Source organism: Nonomuraea rubra (genome assembly GCF_014207985.1).
GTDB lineage: Bacteria > Actinomycetota > Actinomycetes > Streptosporangiales > Streptosporangiaceae > Nonomuraea > Nonomuraea rubra.
The window spans coordinates 964,177-982,827 of the sequence record NZ_JACHMI010000001.1 but is presented as its reverse complement, the minus strand read 5'-3'; the positions used below and the strand labels follow the sequence as shown (position 1 = coordinate 982,827).

At 72.1% G+C, this 18,651-nt stretch carries 14 protein-coding genes; 2 read left to right on the top strand and 12 right to left on the bottom strand.

All coding sequences use genetic code 11. From position 1 onward, the window contains the following. Nucleotides 1-40: 40 nt before the first annotated feature. Nucleotides 41-1,396 (bottom strand): hypothetical protein, encoded by a 1,356-nt coding sequence (locus HD593_RS04515; protein WP_185100857.1) that lies wholly within the window; start codon nucleotides 1,394-1,396, stop codon nucleotides 41-43. An 843-nt stretch (nucleotides 1,397-2,239) separates the two neighbouring features. On the opposite strand from HD593_RS04515, the gene HD593_RS04510 reads away from it, so the two are divergent. Continuing rightward, entirely contained in the window at nucleotides 2,240-3,016 is a 777-nt protein-coding gene (locus tag HD593_RS04510) for a hypothetical protein (protein ID WP_185100856.1), read from the top strand. A gap of 25 nt (nucleotides 3,017-3,041) precedes the next feature. Here HD593_RS04510 and HD593_RS04505 read toward each other — a convergent pair whose 3' ends face one another. The 11 genes from HD593_RS04505 to HD593_RS04455 all read right to left on the bottom strand — a co-directional run bounded on the left by HD593_RS04505 (nucleotide 3,042) and on the right by HD593_RS04455 (nucleotide 17,293). Beyond that, the gene (locus HD593_RS04505) at nucleotides 3,042-3,434 is read right to left on the bottom strand and encodes a (deoxy)nucleoside triphosphate pyrophosphohydrolase (RefSeq protein WP_185100855.1); all 393 of its coding nucleotides are present in this window, start codon (nucleotides 3,432-3,434) and stop codon (nucleotides 3,042-3,044) included. Then, nucleotides 3,431-4,525, bottom strand: coding sequence for a C40 family peptidase (locus HD593_RS04500; RefSeq protein WP_185100854.1), 1,095 nt, complete (start codon nucleotides 4,523-4,525; stop codon nucleotides 3,431-3,433). The genes HD593_RS04505 and HD593_RS04500 overlap by 4 nt, the downstream gene beginning before the upstream one ends. Continuing rightward, a complete protein-coding gene (locus tag HD593_RS04495; RefSeq protein WP_185100853.1) occupies nucleotides 4,522-5,142 on the bottom strand; it encodes a hypothetical protein in 621 nt (206 codons plus the stop codon). Before HD593_RS04495 ends, HD593_RS04500 begins: the two co-directional genes overlap by 4 nt. A gap of 2 nt (nucleotides 5,143-5,144) precedes the next feature. Further along, a complete protein-coding gene (locus HD593_RS63230) occupies nucleotides 5,145-7,574 on the bottom strand; it encodes a type IV secretion system protein (RefSeq protein ID WP_185100852.1) in 2,430 nt (809 codons plus the stop codon). Continuing rightward, nucleotides 7,571-10,048: an ATP-binding protein gene (locus HD593_RS04485; protein ID WP_185100851.1), complete on the bottom strand. Its 2,478-nt coding sequence runs from the start codon at nucleotides 10,046-10,048 to the stop codon at nucleotides 7,571-7,573. Before HD593_RS04485 ends, HD593_RS63230 begins: the two co-directional genes overlap by 4 nt. A 47-nt stretch (nucleotides 10,049-10,095) precedes the next feature. Beyond that, the gene (locus tag HD593_RS04480) at nucleotides 10,096-13,254 is read right to left on the bottom strand and encodes a TcpE family conjugal transfer membrane protein (protein WP_185100850.1); all 3,159 of its coding nucleotides are present in this window, start codon (nucleotides 13,252-13,254) and stop codon (nucleotides 10,096-10,098) included. 54 nt (nucleotides 13,255-13,308) lie between these two features. After that, entirely contained in the window at nucleotides 13,309-13,578 is a 270-nt protein-coding gene (locus tag HD593_RS04475) for a hypothetical protein (RefSeq protein WP_148437234.1), read from the bottom strand. Nucleotides 13,579-13,641: 63 nt separating this feature from the next. After that, entirely contained in the window at nucleotides 13,642-14,361 is a 720-nt protein-coding gene (locus tag HD593_RS04470) for a conjugal transfer protein (protein ID WP_246546281.1), read from the bottom strand. A 627-nt stretch (nucleotides 14,362-14,988) separates the two neighbouring features. Beyond that, on the bottom strand, nucleotides 14,989-15,288 hold the full coding sequence (locus HD593_RS04465) for a hypothetical protein (protein ID WP_185100849.1): 300 nt from the start codon (nucleotides 15,286-15,288) through the stop codon (nucleotides 14,989-14,991). 200 nt (nucleotides 15,289-15,488) lie between these two features. Then, nucleotides 15,489-16,565, bottom strand: a complete 1,077-nt coding sequence (gene ychF, locus HD593_RS04460) for a redox-regulated ATPase YchF (protein WP_185100848.1) — start codon at nucleotides 16,563-16,565, stop codon at nucleotides 15,489-15,491. An 11-nt stretch (nucleotides 16,566-16,576) separates the two neighbouring features. Continuing rightward, complete coding sequence (locus HD593_RS04455; RefSeq protein ID WP_185100847.1) at nucleotides 16,577-17,293, bottom strand: hypothetical protein; 717 nt, start codon at nucleotides 17,291-17,293, stop codon at nucleotides 16,577-16,579. A gap of 95 nt (nucleotides 17,294-17,388) precedes the next feature. On the opposite strand from HD593_RS04455, the gene HD593_RS04450 reads away from it, so the two are divergent. Further along, on the top strand, nucleotides 17,389-18,645 hold the full coding sequence (locus HD593_RS04450) for a DNA recombination protein RmuC (protein ID WP_185100846.1): 1,257 nt from the start codon (nucleotides 17,389-17,391) through the stop codon (nucleotides 18,643-18,645). Nucleotides 18,646-18,651 lie beyond the last annotated feature (6 nt).

Genomic DNA, 18,651 nt, shown 5'->3' with positions numbered 1-18,651 from the left:
AGCGGGGGCCGGTTCTCCGGTCCCCGCTTTCGTGTGTCCGCTACTTCTTCCTTCTGCCGAAGCGCTTGCGCGTCGAGTCCGGCAGCTCCTTGGTCGGCTCCGGCCGCTGCTCGGGCTCGGGCTGGGGCGCGGGCGGGGGCTGCGGCAGCGGCTGGACGGCCGTCACGTCCTCGTCGGGGGGCAGGTAGGGCGGCGGCTCGTAGCCAGGGCCCGGCTCGTGGCCGGGTGCAGCCTCGTTGCCGCGGGCGGGCTGGAAGAGCGAGCCCGGCTGCTCCTGGTCCCACGGCACCGGGTCGCCGGCCTCCGCGGCCGAGGCCGGGCCGAGCGGCTGCTCGGCACCGCCGTCGTACGGGTCGGCGCCGCCGGGCGGGATGTCCGTCGGCACGGGCGCGGGCGGCACCAGCGGCTCGAACATGTCCCGCTCACGGGACCTGGGCGGCTCGCTGTAGGAGTCGAACTCGTCGGGGTGCAGCACCACGGGCTCGGGCTCCGCCGGGGGCGGCTCCTGCATGTAGCCCTGCGGCGGGTACGGGTGGTTCGGGTCCTGGTAGCCGTACTGGGGCGGGCCGCTCGGATAGGTCTGCACCGGCACGAAGCTGATGATCGGCGCGTACGCCGTGCCGCCGGGATACGCCGGCGCGGGGGCAGGGAAACCGCCCGCGGTGGCGGCGTAGCCGGGCCCCGCAGGGTAGCCGCCGGTCGGGTGCATCTCCGGGCCCATCGCCGGGCCGGTCATCGGCGGGGGTCCCGCCTTCCGTACGGCCGCCGCGTGGGCCATCCTGCGCAGCCTGCCCTCGAAGATCAGGACCGCGAACAGCGCGAGCAGGACCAGCACCAGCGCCGGGATGCTCAGCTTGCGCGTCAGGTCGGTCTGGTCGAACTCCGGCGCGGCCCTGCGCAGCTCCAGCGGCACCTCCTCGGTGGAGGCGGCCTCCGTCTGGCTCGGCAGCGTGCTGGACGGCGTGTCGGTCGGCGCGATGGCCGGCATCTCCACCGACTGCTCGGGCGTCGGCGTGGTCGGGATGACCGGCGGCACCTCGGCGCTCTGCGTGGGCAGGGGCTGCGGGTTCTGCGCCGGCGTGCTCTGCGTCGGGGTGGGCGAGGGGGCCGACGTGGTCTTGGTCGGCGTGGGGGACTTCGAGGTCTTGGTCGGGGTCGCGGTGACGGTCTTGGTGACCGTCGTCTCCGGCGCCTCCTCCGGCCCCGTCGGGCTGGGCGAGCCTAACGTGGTGGTGACCGTGATGGTGGTCTCGGGTGTGATGTCGCCGCACAGCGTCACGTCGGGATCGCAGGGCTCCACGATCGGGTCGAACGCCACGGAGGCGCTCGCGCTCTGCACGATGAACGGCGTGGCGCCGGCGCCCGTCAGTCCGAGCGCCAGGACGATTGCGGACACGGCTGTCGCTCGTGTGCGTGCCACCGGTGCCCTCCGCGTGGTCCCGGAACCATGGTCAAGGGAATACTAGCCGGGTAAAAGTAACAGTAAAGACGGAATTACAACACCTTTCTACGGTTACGGCCTCGTTGTACCGTGACAACGGCCCACAGGGCTGCCATCAGTACTCCGATACCCCCGAGAACCATGGGCAACGCCTTCGGCCCGTCGATCGGGCTGTCCCATCGGACAGGCTCAACAGGCTTCGCCGACACGGCCATCCCCCACGGCAACGGCGCCTCCCCGGCGGCGGCCTCGGGCTGGAACGAGACAACCGGCGACTGGGAGGCGGCCCCGGAGATGGTGGCCAACGGCCGCGGCACCCCGCTCGGGATCGTGCTCGGCACCCCACTCGGGATCCCACTCGGCAGCCCGCTCGGAATCGCACTCGGCAGCCCGCTCGGCACCCTGCTCGGAATCGCACTCGGAATCGCGCTCGGGACGGCACTCGGAATCGCACTCGGGACCGCACTCGGCACGGCACTCGGGATCGCGAGCGACGTGGCAGGTCGCGGCACTGTCGCAGCCCGGACCCGCCGCGGCGCAGCTTGCGCGCGTGCGGGCGAGCCTTGGCCGCGTGCCCGCGAGCCCTGCGCACGTGCAGGCGAGGCTTGCGCACGTGCAGGCGAGGCTTGCGCACGTGCGGGCGAGGCTTGGCCGCGGGCAGGCGCGGCTGTGGCTGGAGCCGGCGCGGGCGCGGACGCGGACGCGGACGCGGACGCGGACGCGGACGCAGTTTGGACCGCGGGCGCGGTTTGGACGGGTTGTGGCAGGGCCTGCGGCAAGGTGCTCAGGCCCCCTTCCGTGCCGTCCGGGCGGACCGTGCCGGGCCGCTTCGGGCGGAGGCGATGGGCGGGCCCCGAGAAGGTCGCCGCGTCGCCCGTGATCATCTCGCCCGACCGGACGGCGGCGGTCCTGCTCATGGTCGTCAGCCCACCGCTCTCGACGTCCCGCACCCTGGCCACGGCCGCCAGCACCACGTCCTCAGCATCCACCGGCGCCTTGAGCGTGACGTCCACGGCCCGCTCACCGGAGACCTTCCCCAGCGCGCACACCCGCGTCCCCGGCAGCGCGGCCCCCTTCGCCCGAGAACCGCCCACCACGGACAGCGCCCGCATGGTCAACGCCCCCGCCACCCCGACGTGCGACGTCCCGCCGACCTTCGGCACCGCGCCGACGACGGAGGCAGTACCCACGCGAGCAGCCGTACCGGCATCAGTAGCCGTACCGGAGCCAGAAGCCGTACCGGAGCTAAGAGCCGTACCGGAACCAGGAGGCGCACCCGGCGCGCCGGGGGCGGCGCCGCAGGCCACCTCCGTCAGCGCCTCCACGGGACTGGCCGCCACCGCGACCCGGGCCCCCCGCCCCATCCCGTTGAGCCGCACCCGGAACCGCTGCGTATCCCCGGTCCTGACCCACTTGCCGACCTCGTCGACCCCGCCCACCCGCTCCAGCACCAGCGACACCCCGGCCGCCGCCACGGGCACGGAGGGCGCCACCACCAGGATCAGCACACCGGCGACGACCCAGCTCCTCCGCATCGTTCCCCACTCCCCCGCCGCGACAAATTACGCACAGTAATCATTGTGTCACAGAGAGGGATGTCCTAATCACGCAGGAGCAGATTCTCCACGGTCTTCATGATCGGCAGATCCGCCGCCAGCCACTCGACGTCGTAGTACTCCCCCGGCCCGAGCCACCTCAGCGCCAGATGCTCCTTCGCCTCGGGGCGGCCCGACAGCAGGGAGCAGAGCCAGACCCGCATGACGTACCCCTCGGCCAGCGGCCAGTCCCCGCCGACGCGTTCGCCCACGGCGACCTCCACGCCGAGCTCCTCCCGGCACTCCCGCACCAGCGCCGCGCCCTCGCTCTCCCCCGGATCCACCTTCCCCCCGGGGAACTCCCAGCCACCGGCCAGCGCGGCCGGTTCGGCACGCTGGGCGGCCAGCACCCGCCCGCCAGGGCCGACGATCACCGCGGCAACCACCACAATGCTCATAGGGAAGGATTCTGCAGCTTCTTGATCTGCTCGATGACATCGGGGTTCTGCAGCGGACGGGTGAAGCCCACGCGGTTGTCCCGCGCCTGGTAGCTCGTCACCTTGATCGGCCCGCACAGCCGGCACCGGGCCTCCAGCATCTTGCCCTTCGACACGACCAGCCCGACGTGGCCGGGGCTGTCGGCGGAGGTTCCCGGCCCCGCGTTGAAGAACACCAGATCCCCCGGCTGCTCCTCCCCCTCTAACACCTTCACGCCGAACGGCCACTGCGTGAACGTCGTACGCGGGATCGTCAGCCCCGCCGCCTTGTAGGCCGCGTAGATGACGCCCGAGCAGTCGAAGGAGTCGGGCCCCGTGCCACCCCACAGGTACGGCTTGCCACGCTGCGCCAGCGCGTACTGCAGGATCTTGGCCACGAGATCGCTCGGCGCGGCCTCGACCAGCGGGTCGTCGCAGTCCTCCGACGCCTGCGGCGGCACCTTCACCACGCCGGACTTGGCGTACTGCCTGGCGATCTCCTCGACCTGGTCGACATACCACCAGGCCCGGTTGTAGACGAACAGCGCCTGCCGGACGTTCTCCGGCGCGCCGTTGCGCTTGAGCATCTTGGCCGCGCCGAGGATGGCGTCCGCCGGGTTGTAGACGTCGGCCACGCCGTCGCCGTCGCCGTCGGAGGCGTACCCGTTGAACTCGGACGACGCCGGGATCCTGGCCTTGCCGCCCCACGTGGAGATCAGGAACTGCATCGGCCCCGCGGCGCCCGCGGAGTTGGTGCCGCTGCTGACGCCCGGCAGGGTGGAGCGGCCGTGGTCGGTCTCGCGCTTGCCGACGGCGGCCAGGATGTTCCACTGGACGCCGATCTTCTTGCCGTGCTCCTTGTACAGCTCCAGGTACTCGGCGGGGATGTCGGACGCGGCCGAGTCGGAGACCTCCTCCACCTGGGCGGTGTCCTCGCAGTCGACGGTGATGCCGCCGTCTGCCAGGAACGACGGCATCGACATCAGCAGCAGCGGCGACACCAGGACCGCGACCAGGAGCAGCAGCCCCGCCGCGCCGATGATCAGGGCGAGCCGCGCCCGGGAGAGCTTCACTGGTCACCCTCCTGGCCCTCGGTGGACGGCAGGATGTCGTAGATGCGCCAGTCGGCGCCGAGCTGGCTGACCGTGACCGCGTACTCCTCCGCCGCCAGCTTGTTGCCGCTCCTGGCGGTGACCTGCCGGCTCGCGGTGATGACGAACACGATGGAGGACTTCTCGACCTGCCTGATCTCCTTCAGGCGGGCCGTGGCGGTGGAGACGGTCTGGTCGGCGCGGTTCTGCTCGACGAAGCCGGCCGAGGTGACCGTCCTGGTCAGGGTGCCGGCGAGCTCCGGCGTCGTGTACACCTTCAACCGCTCGGCGTACGCCGCCGGGTCCTCGTCGTACCGGAAGGTGCCGTACGCGGCGGTGAACCGTTCGGCCAGGTCCGCCGCCGCGGCGAGCTGCTCTTTCTGCATCGGCAGGTACGCGTAGATGTCGAACGGCGCGGCGCTCGCGGTCGCCAGCGGCGTGCTCGACACCACGGCGGAGCTGGTGGCGATGCTCGCCTCCGGCTCCCGCGCGGCCTGGTCGGACGAGTCCGGCCACATCGTCAGGTAGATGCCGACCGCTGCGATGACCACGACGATGGCGGCGAAGGCCACCCCTCGCCTGTCACCTGCCTGCGCCATGTTCAGTCCTTGTCCGGGTTGTTCGGCTTGAGCCAGAAGGGCACGTCGGGGCTGTCACCGCCGGAGCCGCCGCCGCGGCTGCTGCGCAGCCAGAGCGGGGGTGCCTCGGAGGCGCGGGACGACGGCTCGTCGGAGCCGAAGATCCGGGGGCCGGACGAGGCACCGCCACCTGACCTGGCCCCTCCGTTGCCCGACCCGCCGAACAGGCCGCCGCGCGAGCCGTTCGACCCGTTCGAGCCGCCGGACCCGCGCGAGCCGCCGGATCCGCGCGAGCCGCCACCGCCGAACAGGCCGCCACCCGAGCCACCCGAGCCGCCGCCGAACAGGCCGCCGCCGCCCGAGCCGCCACGCGAGCGGGCCCCTCCCGCCCGCGAGCCGCCCGAGCCGCCGAAGCGCGAGCCACCGGAGCGGGAGCCGCCAGAACCCGAGCCGCCGGAGCTCGTGGACCCGCCGAAGCGCGAGGTGCGCGCGCCGGTGCTCCGCGTGCCGCCGGACGAGCCGCCGGAGCCGCCGCGCCGGGCCCAGCCGCCGCCGGACGCCCCACCGAACCAGCCGCCGGCGGAACCGGAACCGCCGCCCGAACCGCCCGAACCGCCGCCCGAGCCGGAACCGCCCGGGCCGCCCGTCGTCGGGGAGGCCGCGCCCGCCCTGGGGCCGCCCGCCGCTCCGCCGCGGGTGCGGGCCGGCGTGCCGTTCAGGTTGAGCGGGGGCGCGGTGCCCCTGCGCGGTTCGAGCGTGGCCCGGCCGGCCGCCTTGCCGCCCTGCTGGTCGGTGTCGAGCGGGGCCGCCGTGGCCGGGATCCGGGTGCCGGAAGCGGCGCCCTCCCCCTCCTCGCCGCGCGCGCGCAGCTGCCCGGCCGCCGCCGTCGCCGCCGCGCCCGCCGGGTTGGCCGCGCCCGCCGCCCTGATGAGCGGCTCGGCCTTGCGCAGCCCCCAGCGGCCGATGCGGGCCGAGGCGACCGGCGGCAGCGCGCCCGCCGACCGTTCGAGCACGGACGAGCTCGCGGCCTCGCCCAGCATGCGGGTGGCGACCGTGTGGCCGCTCATCGAGGCGAACAGGTGCTGGAACGGCCGCCGGTAGAAGAACACCGCGATCGTCAGCAACGCCATGAACAGCACCTGCATGCCCCACGGCATGGCCGTCGAGATGATCAGCGCGTACCCGTACACGAGCACGCTGAGCACGACCGTCAGCACGGCCTGCCGCAGCAGCGTGCCGATGAGCATCTCCACCCAGCGCATGGCGACGATCCGCCCGCTGCCCGGATGCACGCCGATCAGCAGGAAGATCGGCCCGAGGATGAGCAGCAGCAGGAAGCCGACCTTGAGCACCAGCAGCGAGACCGCCACGAGGAAGATGAGCAGCCCCGCGACGATGGCCGCGATGAACGCTCCGACGGCCACTCCGAGCCGGTTCGACCAGTCACGGCCGGAGAAGGTGGCGTAGCGGGGGTCGTTCCTGAGCTTGTCGGCCAGCGAGGCGTACTCCGACTGCCTGGCCCCCACGTCGGGGGCAGGCTGGCCGGCCTGTGGCGGCGGGACCGACTGCATCTCCAGCACCTTGCGGCCCCAGTCGCGCACGACGGGCTGCTGCGGGTCGGAGGTGCCGAACAGGCCCACCAGCCACGGCTTGCAGACCAGGGTGGACCACAGCGCGTCGGCGTTCTGGTCCACGCCCGCCGTGCCGGTCTGGGCGTACCCGCCGGGCGTGACCTGCGGGTTGGCGTTGCCGGGCGGGGGCAGGCAGGACGCGCCGCCCGCGCCGGGCAGGCCGGAGAAGGCGGAGTTGACCACCTCGCCCGTCTTGTCCGTGACGACCTTGCCCAGGCCGGTGAAGTCGCCGGGGCGGCTGAAGAACCAGACCGCCACCGTGACCGCCAGCACCATCCAGATGACACCCTCGGCGGTCGTGGTGGCCCGCTTGCGGATCAGCCCGTACCAGGCCAGCCAGATGGCGCCGAGGATGACGATCGGGCGGAGGTAGGGCCAGTACATGGCGTTGGACAGGTTCGTGACGATGTCGTCGACCACGTCCTTGATGGCCTGGAGCGGTCCCTCGGTCGCCGCCGCCTGGTACGTGGTGATCGTCAGCCGGTCGACCGCCTTGGCCGCGGTGAAGATGCCGTTCGCCCACATGTTGCCGAGCACGGCCACGTAGTCGGAGCAGGTCAGCTCGTGCGTGTGCCAGAACTGGCCGCTCATGCCGAACTGCGTGTAGTTGGTGGTCGGCGCCTGCGGGCCGGCCGTGGTGGCCGGCGGCTGGATCAGGCCGTCGACGCCGCTGCCGACCATCTCGGGCGAGAGCGGGCCCGACAGGTCGCAGGGGGCCGCGGCGGCCGGGGTGGTGGTGGCGCCCAGCACGAGCGGCACCGCCAGGACAGCACCGATGAGCGCGAGAACCAGCGCCAGTCGTCGGGATAGCCGGACCTTCATGACCGTACCTCCTGCGCCCTGCCCACGCCCCCTTGATGATCATCATGCCCGGCGGCGCCGGGTTTGTCGTGCGTCGGGTTCGTGTCGAGCCAGCGGAGAAGTTCCTCGGAGATCAGGTCTACTCCGATCCGGCCCGCCCTGCCATCCAGATCGCGGAATACGCATTCGCCGTTGCCCAGCGAGCGCAGCACGGCCTTGTGCTCCTCCGACGGCTCCACCCCGAGCAGGGACATGACGTGGTCCACTTCCACCCGTTCCGTGGACCTGAACGCGAAGACGGACGACAGGCAGTTGGTCACCTGCTCGTTGAGCAGGTCTCCCGCGTTCTGCGAGACCAGCACCAGAGCGGTGTTGCGGGAGCGGCCCATCCGGCTGACCTCGGGCACCAGCTTGGCGCCCTCGGGCGTGGAGGTGATCGCCCACGCCTCGTCCAGGAAGATCGCCTTGGGGGCGCGCCGGTCGAGGCCGTTCATCAGCCTGCGCGCGAACTGGGACACCAGGTAGAGCAGGGCCACCGACAGCCGCTGCTCGTAGGAGTAGTCCTCCCTGCCCGTGGTCACGTCCGGCAGCGTCAGCCCGCCGAGCGTGAACACGGTCGTCCACCCCTCCGAGTCGATCTGGTCGCCACCGGAGGGGTCGAAGCAGAGCCTGGCCAGGTGCATCTCCGACATCGAGCGCAGCACCGCGCCGAGGTTCTTCGAGGCGGGGTCGTCGGCCTGCTCCAGGAAGTCGACGACCTTGCCCAGCGAGGGATCCTCGCCGTTGGACACCGCCGCCACCGCCTGGATCATCGCCGACTCGCGCTCCTCCGACATGCGGGGCAGCAGCAGCCGCAACGTCTCGGTCGCCATCGTCTTCTTCGCCGCGATGTCGTCGCCGAACGAGAACGGGTCCAGCAGCCCCGGCGCGGCCGAGCCCAGCGGGATCACGCGGGCCTTGCGCCCCCGCTTCTCCAGGAGCTGCACCAGCGACTCCGCGTCGCCCTTCGGGTCGATCACCGCGACCGTCACGCCGCGCAGCGCCATCTGGTAGATCATCAGTAGCGCGAGCGTGGTCTTTCCGCCGCCCGGCTCGCCGGTGATCGCGATGGCGGTCGGCCGGTTGCGGGTCGCCGCCACCAGCGGGTCGAAGTGCACGATGCTGCGCGCCCTGCCGACCGTCTCGCCGATGTACGGGCCCAGCCAGCCCTCGCTGCCCTCACCCAGCCGGTCGCCCAGATCGACCGTGGCCGTGGACATGCCGCCCGCGATCGTCCGCAGGGGCTGGCGCTGGGCGTAGGCGTTCATGCGAACCTTCTCGCCCGGCAGCGACTCGCAGAACAGCGAGAACTGGTCGCCGGTCGAGTTCACCACGTCGATGCCCATGTCGCGGTAGTGCTCGACCACCGCCTCCACCCGCTGCACGCAGATGTCCTCGGTGGGGGCCGAGACGATCAGGCGGTGCCAGCCGTACACGAAGGGCAGCCGTTCCTTGGTGATGCCGTGCTCCAGCATGCGGGCCGCGTCGATCTGCTCCGCCAGCGCCAGCGGCGCCTCCGCGCCCGCCTCGCGGATGTGGTGGTCCATGTCGCGGGCGTGCGCCAGCTTGCGCGCCACGTCCTTGGACGCCTTCACCGGCGGGATCAGCCGCATCCGCGACGACACCTCCACCGGGAACGGCAACTGGTCGGCGAAGTGCATCCACGGCTCGCCGTCCGGGAACGGCATCAGGTCGGGGAACCGCGCGAACGACAGGTACGCCACGTACGAGTCGCCCTGGGGCTGCACGATCCGCAGCAGCGACCTGCCGTTGTGGATCTCGCCCTCCACCAGCGACTCGATCTCGCCCCTGCCCCAGCGCCTGCGCGGGCTCGCCGACGGCGCCGGATCCCCCGCCGAGCCGGCGGCCGCGTGCTGGAACAACCACGCCACCTCGACCGAGGTGGCGTGACGGGCGTACAGGGCGCTCGACGCGAGCGCCCTGCCGAGCCGTTCGGCCTGCTCGGTCCACCGCCCGATCTCGCTGTCGGGCACGTGGTCGTCCTCCATGCCCAGCGCCTTCTCCGTCTTCTGGTAGAAGCCGAAGAGCTGGGACAGCACGCCGCTGCCGAGCTGCTTGCCGCGCGGGCCGAGCCGTACGCCGAGGTAGACCTCCTTGGTCCAGAAGTCCTTGGCCCAGACGTGCCGGTACATCTCCTCCAGGTAGTCGCGCCAGCCTGGCCCCTCGTCGGACGTGGCGTTCAGCGCCATGGCCCACTCCGCGGCGGGGTACGTGCGGTGCGCCACCCTCAGGTGGACCTCGGCGTCGGGCATCCTGATCGCCGCCAGCGCGATCGTGATGTTGGTGGCCAGCGCCTCACGCTCTTCCGGCGTGACGAACTCGTAGCTGACCGTCGGGAGGCGGAAGTACGCCCATGCGCAGGTGTCTGTGAGCAGGACGCGGTCGTCGAAGTAGCGGACCGCGAGGCGCTGGTGCGCTCGGGACGCCCTGCTCATGCCGCCCCCTCGGCGCATGAACGGGCCAGACCTGCTCGCTTGTTCACTTAACGCTCACCGATTCTCGTGCCCGGGGGGTCACTCGCCAACTCCTCTTCGCTCGTCCGTACGGTCTGTGCCGCGAAGCCCGCGACCACGACACCGGCGAGGGCCAGATAGGCCCGCCGCCCGGCCGCGCGCAACTGCCCGGGATCGACGACCTCGGCGCCGCCGGGCGCCAGATCGTCCTCCCAGGGGACCCTGACGATGGCCCGGCACCTGCCTCTGGCCACCGACTCCGCCTGCTCGACGTCGGTCATCGAACGCCTGCTGACGCCGTTGACCACCATCACCGCCCGCCTGCGCAGCTCCGCGCAGCCGTGCCCGTCGAGCCACTCGTACGTCATCGCCACCGCCTCCGGCGCCTCCTCGCTCGCCGGAACCACCAGGACGAGCTGGTCCGCGTACGGCAGCAACCTGGCCGCCAGGGCGGCGGCCGGGTCGATGACGGCCAGCTTGTAGTGGCGGTCGAGCAGGCGCATGGATTCGCCGAGCCGGTGGTCGGAGAAGAAGGACCGGTCCGCGAGACGCTGCTCGGCGCCCGCGTCGGTGTCCGCGCTGATCACCTCTAGCCCGGAGGCGGTCCGCGTGGTGTAACCCCGCATGGTGAGATAGCCGCTGACCCGGTCGAGCCCCGACAGCAACGACGTCAGGGTCTCAGGGGTCTCCGGCTGGATCTTGCTGGTCAGCGTGCCGCCGCCGGTGTTGGCGTCGACGGCCACGACCCTGTCGTCGCGTACCTGGGCGAAGGTGTGACCCAGCATGAGCGCCGTCGTGGTCTGCCCGGCTCCGCCGGTGCAGCCCAGCACGACGACCCGCCGGCCGCCCGCGAACACGGCCCTGGCCCGCGCCTCGTCGATCTCCGACCCGTCGGTACGGACCCCGCCGCCGCCGACGACGACCTGCGCGATGCGGCGCCAGCCGCCGGAGTCCCTGCCCACCACGGACTCGACCCTGCGCACCCTGCCCTCACCCGGCCTCGGCACCGGCACGGGCGCCACACTCTCCCCAGCCCGCCCACCCCGCTCACCGGCCGGCTCACGCGACTCCTGAACCGCGCCGCCGCCCCGCACGGCCGCGCCCTGGGCGCTCGCCGCCTCGCGCCCGTGGGCGCTCCTGCGCTCGCTGGCCGCCTCGCTCGCGCGGGTCGCCTCACGGTCGCGCGGCGTCGGCGCGCTGCGCTCGGGCACCGCGGGGGGTTCCTCGGTCGTCGGCGCGCGGTCACCTGCCACCTTGTCGCGGGGCTCGCCCGCCACCGGCGCGATGCCGGCCTCCGCGGTCGTGGCACCGCGGTCGCCTGTCTCCGTGGCGCTGTCATCGCCCGCTGCGGTCCCGCTGCCGTCGCCGGTCACCACGGCGCTACCGTCACCCGCGGCAGTCCCGCCGTCTTCGCGGGTCACCACGGCGCTACCGTCACCCGCAGCCGTCCCGCCATCGTCGCGGGTCACCACGGCGCTACCGTCACCCGCAGCCGTCCCGCTGCCTTCGCCCGTTACCGTTTCGCCGTCGTCGCCTGTCACCGCGACGGGCTCGTCAGCCATCACCGGTCCCGGCCCCTGAGTGCCGCCGCTCTCCCCGGCGACCACCTCGGCGGGCGCGTCCGGCGCGACGTCCTGCGGCACCTCATCCGAGCCCGGCACATCGCCCACAGCCGTCTCCACCGGAGCGGCTTCCGGCGCGCGGTCGCCGGGGTTCTCGCCGTGGTTCTCGCCGGGGTTCTCGGGCCGGTCCGCTGGAGCGTCGGGCGTCGCGGGGGCGGCAGGGCGGGGCTGGGGCTTGGCGTTGGGGTTGAGCGGGGGCCAGACCCGCTGGGTGCCGGGCAGCACCAGCCCGCCCTGGGCCAGCCGCGGCGGCTGGCCCTTCCTGTGCTGGTCCCTGGCGACCTCGTCCTCACCCCGGGCCGACGGCCCCCGGCGCACCACGCCCTCGGCCCGTCCCGGAGCGTCGGCGGGGGCGTCGGCGCTGGCCGCGAGCCGTCGCAACCGCCGCAGCGCCTCCGTGTCGATGGGCTTGCCCGCCGCGGGCTTGCGGCTCTCCGCCGTCTTGATCGGCACGCTCGCCTCGCGCGCGGCCACCGCCTCCGCGCTCATCTCCGCGTGCGCACCCAAGAGGCCCGAGCCGCCCAAATCTGAGCCGCCCGTAAGCTCCGGGCCGCTCGTAAGCTCCGAGCCGCGATCCACCGCGGCGCCCGTCTCCTGCGCCTGCTCCAACGCACGCCGCGCACGAGCGTCGTCCGCCGCCCCGTCGTCATATCCGCCGGCGATCTCGCGTGCGGCAGCGGCTCCTTGACCGGCGGTAGCGGCCTCCTGGCCGGCGATCTCGCGTCCGCCTGCTTCGCCGGCGGTTTCGCCGGCGGAACCGCCGGCGATGCTCGTTGCGCGCTCGTCCAGCCCGGGGACCGGTGCCACAGCCTCGCGCCCACCGGATCCGGAGCGAGGGCCGGTCGTCTCGGCCGGCGGGTGCGCCGTGCCGACAGCCTCGTCCAGAAGCGACACCGGCCGCTCCCGACGCCCCCCAGAGCCGCCTGAGACCCCCTTCTCACGCCACTCCGGCCCACCCGTGGTCCCAGATGCCGGGGGCGCGGCTCCCTGGCGTACCCGGCCCTTGAGGGCGGGCGCGGCGCCGCGGCGGCTGCCCCAGCCCGTACGGGCGGGCGGCTCGGCGACGGGCGCCTGGGAGGCGGCGGCAGCGGCGGCGGCGACCGCGGGGCGGACCTGGCGGGGCCCGGTGATCCGCTGGGCCTCGCGCCTGCGCTGCGGCTGGCGGGCCTTGCGGGGCGCCTTCGACTTGGCGCGGGCGGGGCCGGTGCGCCAGACGCGGCCGGAGAACGTGACGGTCTCGGGCTCCGAGCTGGGCGCCATGCGGTACCACGCCTTCGGCTGGCCCAGGTAGCGGAGCTGCGATTCGAGCAGCTCGGTGAGCCGCTTGCCCTCGATGACGGGACGGGTGGACAACCACGTCACGATGCCCGGCGGCACCAGGAACAGCACGTGCCAGGGCATCTCCACCGGCACGCCCACCAGGACCAGCAGGAGCGACCACGGGACGAACACCCCGACGAACACGCCGATCCAGACGATGGGCAGCGGCATCGGCAGCCGTAGGTCGTACAGCTTGTACAGCCGCTTCTCTATCCGCCAGATGTTCGTATACGTGGGCAGGTCCACACGGTCCTCCTCTCCACCCGCTCGTTCATGACCGCCGCGAAGCGGTCTCAACCCTTATCTGATGCCCAGTGCGCCCGCGATCGCCCGCGCTGTCACCTCGATGATGTTGGGCACGTAGAAGATCACTCCGATGGCCACGGCCAGGATCAGGAACTGCACGAACCGCGTGATCTCGCGGGTGAAGAGGAAGAACAGCGCGACCACGGAGACGACGACCAGGAACAACGGGGCGAAGAACGCGCGCAGGAAGTTGGCGAGCCCTCCGGTGTCGATGCCGGTGGACACCGGGGTCGGTGTCGGCGACATCTCGATCAAGGTGAGCATTACTGTCTTCAAGGTCACTTCTTGTCCTCCCGGGGGGTACCGATCAGCGGCGCGGCCGTGCCTCTATCCAACGACGCGGCCGCCACCGCGGATGTCGGCGACGAACCACTTGTCGCCCTGCTTTTCCACGGTCAGGCGGTAGACCTGCTCCAGCGTGCCGCCGACCGCCGCCGGGTCGGTGGCGTTGGGAGTGGGCGGGGCGTCGCCGCTGGGCACGGCCCACACCACGACCGCCTGGATCTCTCTGGTGGCACCCCCCACAGGCACCACGACTTCCTTGAGCTGCGAGAACGCGAACGCGCCGCCGAAGCTGGGCAGGCTCCTGCCCGCGGCGACGTAGCGCTGCAGCCCCGCCGCGTCACCGGACGCGTATTCCTTGAAGAAGCCCTCCAGCTGGGGCTTGAGCTCGGCTGCCGCGGCGTCGTCGGTCTCCGGCGCGGCCACCTGGGGAAGGTCGGCCGGGGCCGGTGCGGGCAGGATCGCCGGGCGGCCCGCCACGACGAAGCGCCGTCCGGCGTCGTCGCCGGAGTAGTAGATCGGCACCGACAGCAGCATCCGGCGCGGGCCCGACTGGAACGCCACGCTGACCACGGCGTTGTGGGCGTCGCTCGCCTCGATGTCGTACGGCTGGACGGCGACCGCCGCCAGCTTGCCGTAGCCGTCCCAGCCCATCTGCGCGTCCATGCCCTCGGCCAGGAACGCCGCGAGCTTGCTCGACCTGCTGGCCGCGTCCTCCGGGCTGAAATTCAGATAAACCCCAGCGAACTGGGCGGCGAACGCCATGCCGCCGTCAGTGGGGAATCCCTTGTCGACCTGCGCGGCAACATTGGACGAAGCAGGCTCTTGCTGCGTAAACCGCTCAAATGGGGCACGAATCCCATTCACCACGATAACCACGATAAGCGCCCAGAGAATGATGCGGCCCGTCCACACCAGCCATCGTCCGCCGCCACCCGACCAGCCGCCGCGCCGCGGCCTGCGGGGCGGCGGCGCCTCGAAGTCGGCCGTGTCCAGGGTTGCGGAAAGCCCGGGCCCGTCAGCGATCCGAGGATCGTGCTGGACGGTAGACCTACGAGCCATCACGCCTCCGCTCGCGCCGATCCCCCCGGCTGGCGCGGTGTCGTCCGTTGCCGATCCCCATCATCCGCGGTGAAGTAGTCACCCTATCCGGTCTCCGCCATTGTTCCGAGAAAGCCACGCCCATGCTGCGGCATGACCCTCCCCACCGGCAAACCGGGCCCGCATGACAGGCCACAGTGCCGATTCCTGTCAGTTCCCGTTGGAATCGCCTTTTGACCAGGCCAGACGCCTAAAATCGCATAGCGCGGCAGCCATGGATTCCTGTCCAAAACAGGCATGGACCTGTCTCGACCTGCGGAATCGGCATGGGTCGGAATCGGCTGCGGATCGTCAGGCCGGCTCGGGGTCCTGGCTCGTCCGCGCCTGACGGCGGCTGTGCAGGTCCACGACCGTCGGCCGCACCGAGCGCTCCAGCGAGCCCCGGAGATCGGCCAGCATCTCGGCGGGCTCGCGCTCGCGCATGCGCGACGCCATCTCGACGCGCTCGTCCACCTTCCTGCGGAGGTACGCCTCGCGGTTGACGCGCAGGCCGTACATGAGCTCGACCCGGATGAGGGCCAGCTCCTCCTCGAGGCTGATGCCCGCGAGCGTGGGCGCCGAGCGCCGCTTCCTGGTGATGCGACGGAACATGAGGGCCTCCCGATTCAGCGTGAACGCCGTGACGATTCGACGCGCGGGGGCCCAAAGTGGTTGACGCCTCAGTAATCCCTGGAACGAACGTCTGGCGTTCCAGGGACACCAGACGCTTTGGGGGCTTCGCCGTCGGCCGCCGTCGGTAACCTACCGTAGCGAAGCCTTGCTCTACGTGAGCGCCGTGCCGTCGAAAGGCGTCAGACGTTGAAGCGGAACTCCACGACGTCGCCGTCGCGCATCACGTAGTCCTTGCCCTCGATGCGCGCCTTGCCCGCCGACCGGGCGCTGGCGATCGAGCCGGCCTCCACCAGGTCGCCGAAGGAGACGACCTCGGCCTTGATGAAGCCGCGCTGGAAGTCGGTGTGGATGACGCCCGCCGCCTCCGGCGCCGTGGCGCCCTTGCGGATCGTCCAGGCCCTGGTCTCCTTCGGCCCGGCCGTCAGGTACGTCTGCAGCCCCAGCGTCTCGAAGCCGACCCTGGCGAGCTGGCGCAGGCCGGACTCCTCCTGGCCCACCGACTGCAGCAGCTCCAGGGCCTCCTCCTCGTCGAGCTCCACCAGCTCCGACTCGATCTTGGCGTCGAGGAACACGGCCTCGGCCGGGGCGACCAGCGTCGAGAGCTGCTCCCTGAGCGCGGTGTCGGTCAGCTCGTCGGCGTCGAGGTTGAACACGTACAGGAACGGCTTGGCCGTGAGGAGGTGCAGCTCGCGCAGCTCCTCGCGGTCGAGGCCACTCTCGAAGACGGTCTTGCCGGTCTCCAGGACGGCCAGGGCGGCCTCCGCGGCCTCCAGCGCGGCCTTCTTGTCCTTGTTGTTGCGCGCCTCCTTCTGCAGGCGCGGCACGGCCTTCTCGACCGTCTGCAGGTCGGCCATGATCAACTCGGTGTTGATCGTCTCGATGTCGCGCTTCGGGGAGATGTCGCCGTCGACGTGCGTCACGTCGGGGTCGCTGAAGACGCGGATGACCTGGCAGATCGCGTCGGTGTCGCGGATGTTGGCGAGGAACTGGTTGCCCCTGCCCTGCCCCTCCGACGCCCCCTTGACCAGGCCCGCGATGTCCACGAACTCGACCTTGGCGGGCAGGATGCGGGCCGAGCCGAAGATCTCGGCCAGCACGGGCAGCCGGTCGTCGGGCACGCCGACGATGCCCACGTTGGGCTCGATGGTGGCGAACGGGTAGTTCGCCGCGAGCGCGTTGCCGGTCTTGGTCAGCGCGTTGAAGAGCGTGGACTTACCGACGTTGGGCAGGCCGACGATGCCGATGGAGAGACTCACGGACGCAGAGTTTACTTGCTGAGAACGTACAGACAGGTCACCGGACGGTAGCCCTCGTCGGCGCGCAGGTAGCGCCGCGAGCTCGGCGGGCAGCGCGCGGGCGTGACCTCGAACGACAGCACCCTGGCCCAGGCGTGCGGGGAGTCGCAGGGCACGCGGGTGACGGCCGAGCGGGCGATCACGTCGGTGGCGGGCTCGGCCACGCAGGTGCCGCGGTCGAGCACCTGGCCGCCCCGGCCCAGGCAGATGACCTGGGAGTCGCCGTCCAGGGTGTCGAGGGTGCCGTCGGGGCAGGCGGCGGACTCGTCCGCGAGGGCGAGTGTCCTGCCGTACCAGCCGGGCCGCGCGCAGGCCCGCTCGCGGCCCTCCAGCGTGACGCAGTCGCCCGGCCTGAGCAGGCCGCCGCCCCCGCCGGGGTCGCCGGGATGGGGCTCCAGGAAGTTGCGTACGCACGCCGTACGGCCCGCGCCGACCCGCAGGACCTCGTCGGTGTCCACCGGGCACTCGCCGGGCGCCGGCGGGTCGGCGGCCATGGCCACCACCTCGGAGTCGCCCCCGTTGCACGCCGTCAGCGCCAGCTCGCCCGTGACGCACGCGCCCGGCGTCCAGCGCAGCACCGGGCGGGGCTGCGTGGACTCCCCCGAGCCCGCGATGACCGCGCCGGCCAGCGCGATCAGGGCCGCGGTCACGGCGACGCCCGCAATGGCGAGCTTCGGTACCGTATCCATCCCAGTACTGTGCGTGACGGGTGATGAGGCGCACAAGCGGAACGCCCAAGCGTGTCGGGAAGATTCGAGCCCCGCATCCTGGGATCATCGCTGGGGTGGACGTCGTGTCGCTTCTCATCGGTCTCGCCGTCGGTCTGCTCGTGGGGTTCCTGGTCGCCAGGACCAGGGCGGCGGTGCGGGTGGCCGAGGCCGACGCGCGCGCCAAGTCGGCGGGCGAGAAGCTGGTCTACGTCGAGGAGCAGCTCGCCGAGCGGTTCCAGGCGCTGTCCACGCGCGCGCTCGACGTCAACAACGTCCGGTTCCTGGAGCTGGCCGAGACCAGGCTCGCGGCCACCCGCGCGGAGGCCGCCGGCGATCTGGAGCAGCGCAAGCAGGCCGTCGAGCACCTGGTCGAGCCGCTGAAGGACGCGCTGGCCCGGGTGGAGTCCCAGCTGCGCGACACCGAGTCGGGGCAGCGGGCGGCGCGGGCGGAGCTGGCCAAGCAGCTCGAGTTCGTCCGCCAGAGCAACGAGCAGCTCCGCTCCCAGACCACCGCCCTGGTCAGGGCGCTGCAGCGGCCCGAGGCCCGCGGCCGGTGGGGGGAGCTGCAGCTGCGCAGGGTCGCCGAGATCGCCGGCATGCAGCGCTACTGCGACTTCGACGAGCAGGTCACCGAGGGCGCCATGCGGCCCGACATGGTCGTCAGGCTCGCCGGGGGCAAGAACATCGTGGTCGACTCCAAGGTCTCGCTGGCCGCCTACCTGGAGGCCGCCGAGGCGTCCGACGAGTCACTCGCCTCCGTACGCCTGGACGCGCACGCCCGCCACGTGCGCGAGCACATCGACCGGCTGGCGGCCAAGTCGTACTGGCAGGGGTTCAACCCGTCGCCGGAGTTCGTGGTGCTGTTCATCCCCGGGGAGGCGTTCCTGGCGCCGGCGCTCGAACGCGAGCCCGGGCTGCTGGAGTACGCGATGACGCGGCGCGTGCACATCGCCACCCCCACGACGCTGATCACGATGCTGCGCACCGCGCACTACGCCTGGCAGCAGGCCGCGCTGAGCGAGAACGCGCGGGCGGTGTTCGAGCTGGGCAAGGAGCTGTACGAGCGGCTGTCGTCCCTGGGCAGGAACGTCGAGTCGCTGGGCAAGGCGCTGACGCGGGCTGTGGAGGCGTACAACAAGTCGGTCGGATCGCTCGAAAGCCGCGTGCTGGTCACGGCGCGCAAGTTGCACGATCTCGGCGTCGTGGACGGCGAGCTCGACGCGCCCGAGATGCTCGAAGGGCTGCCCAGGCCCCTGGCCTCCCCCGAACTGCTCGAAACCTCATCTCTGATAACCCACGCGAACGGTAAGTTGGCAGGCGGGTCGCAGTAAAAGGGG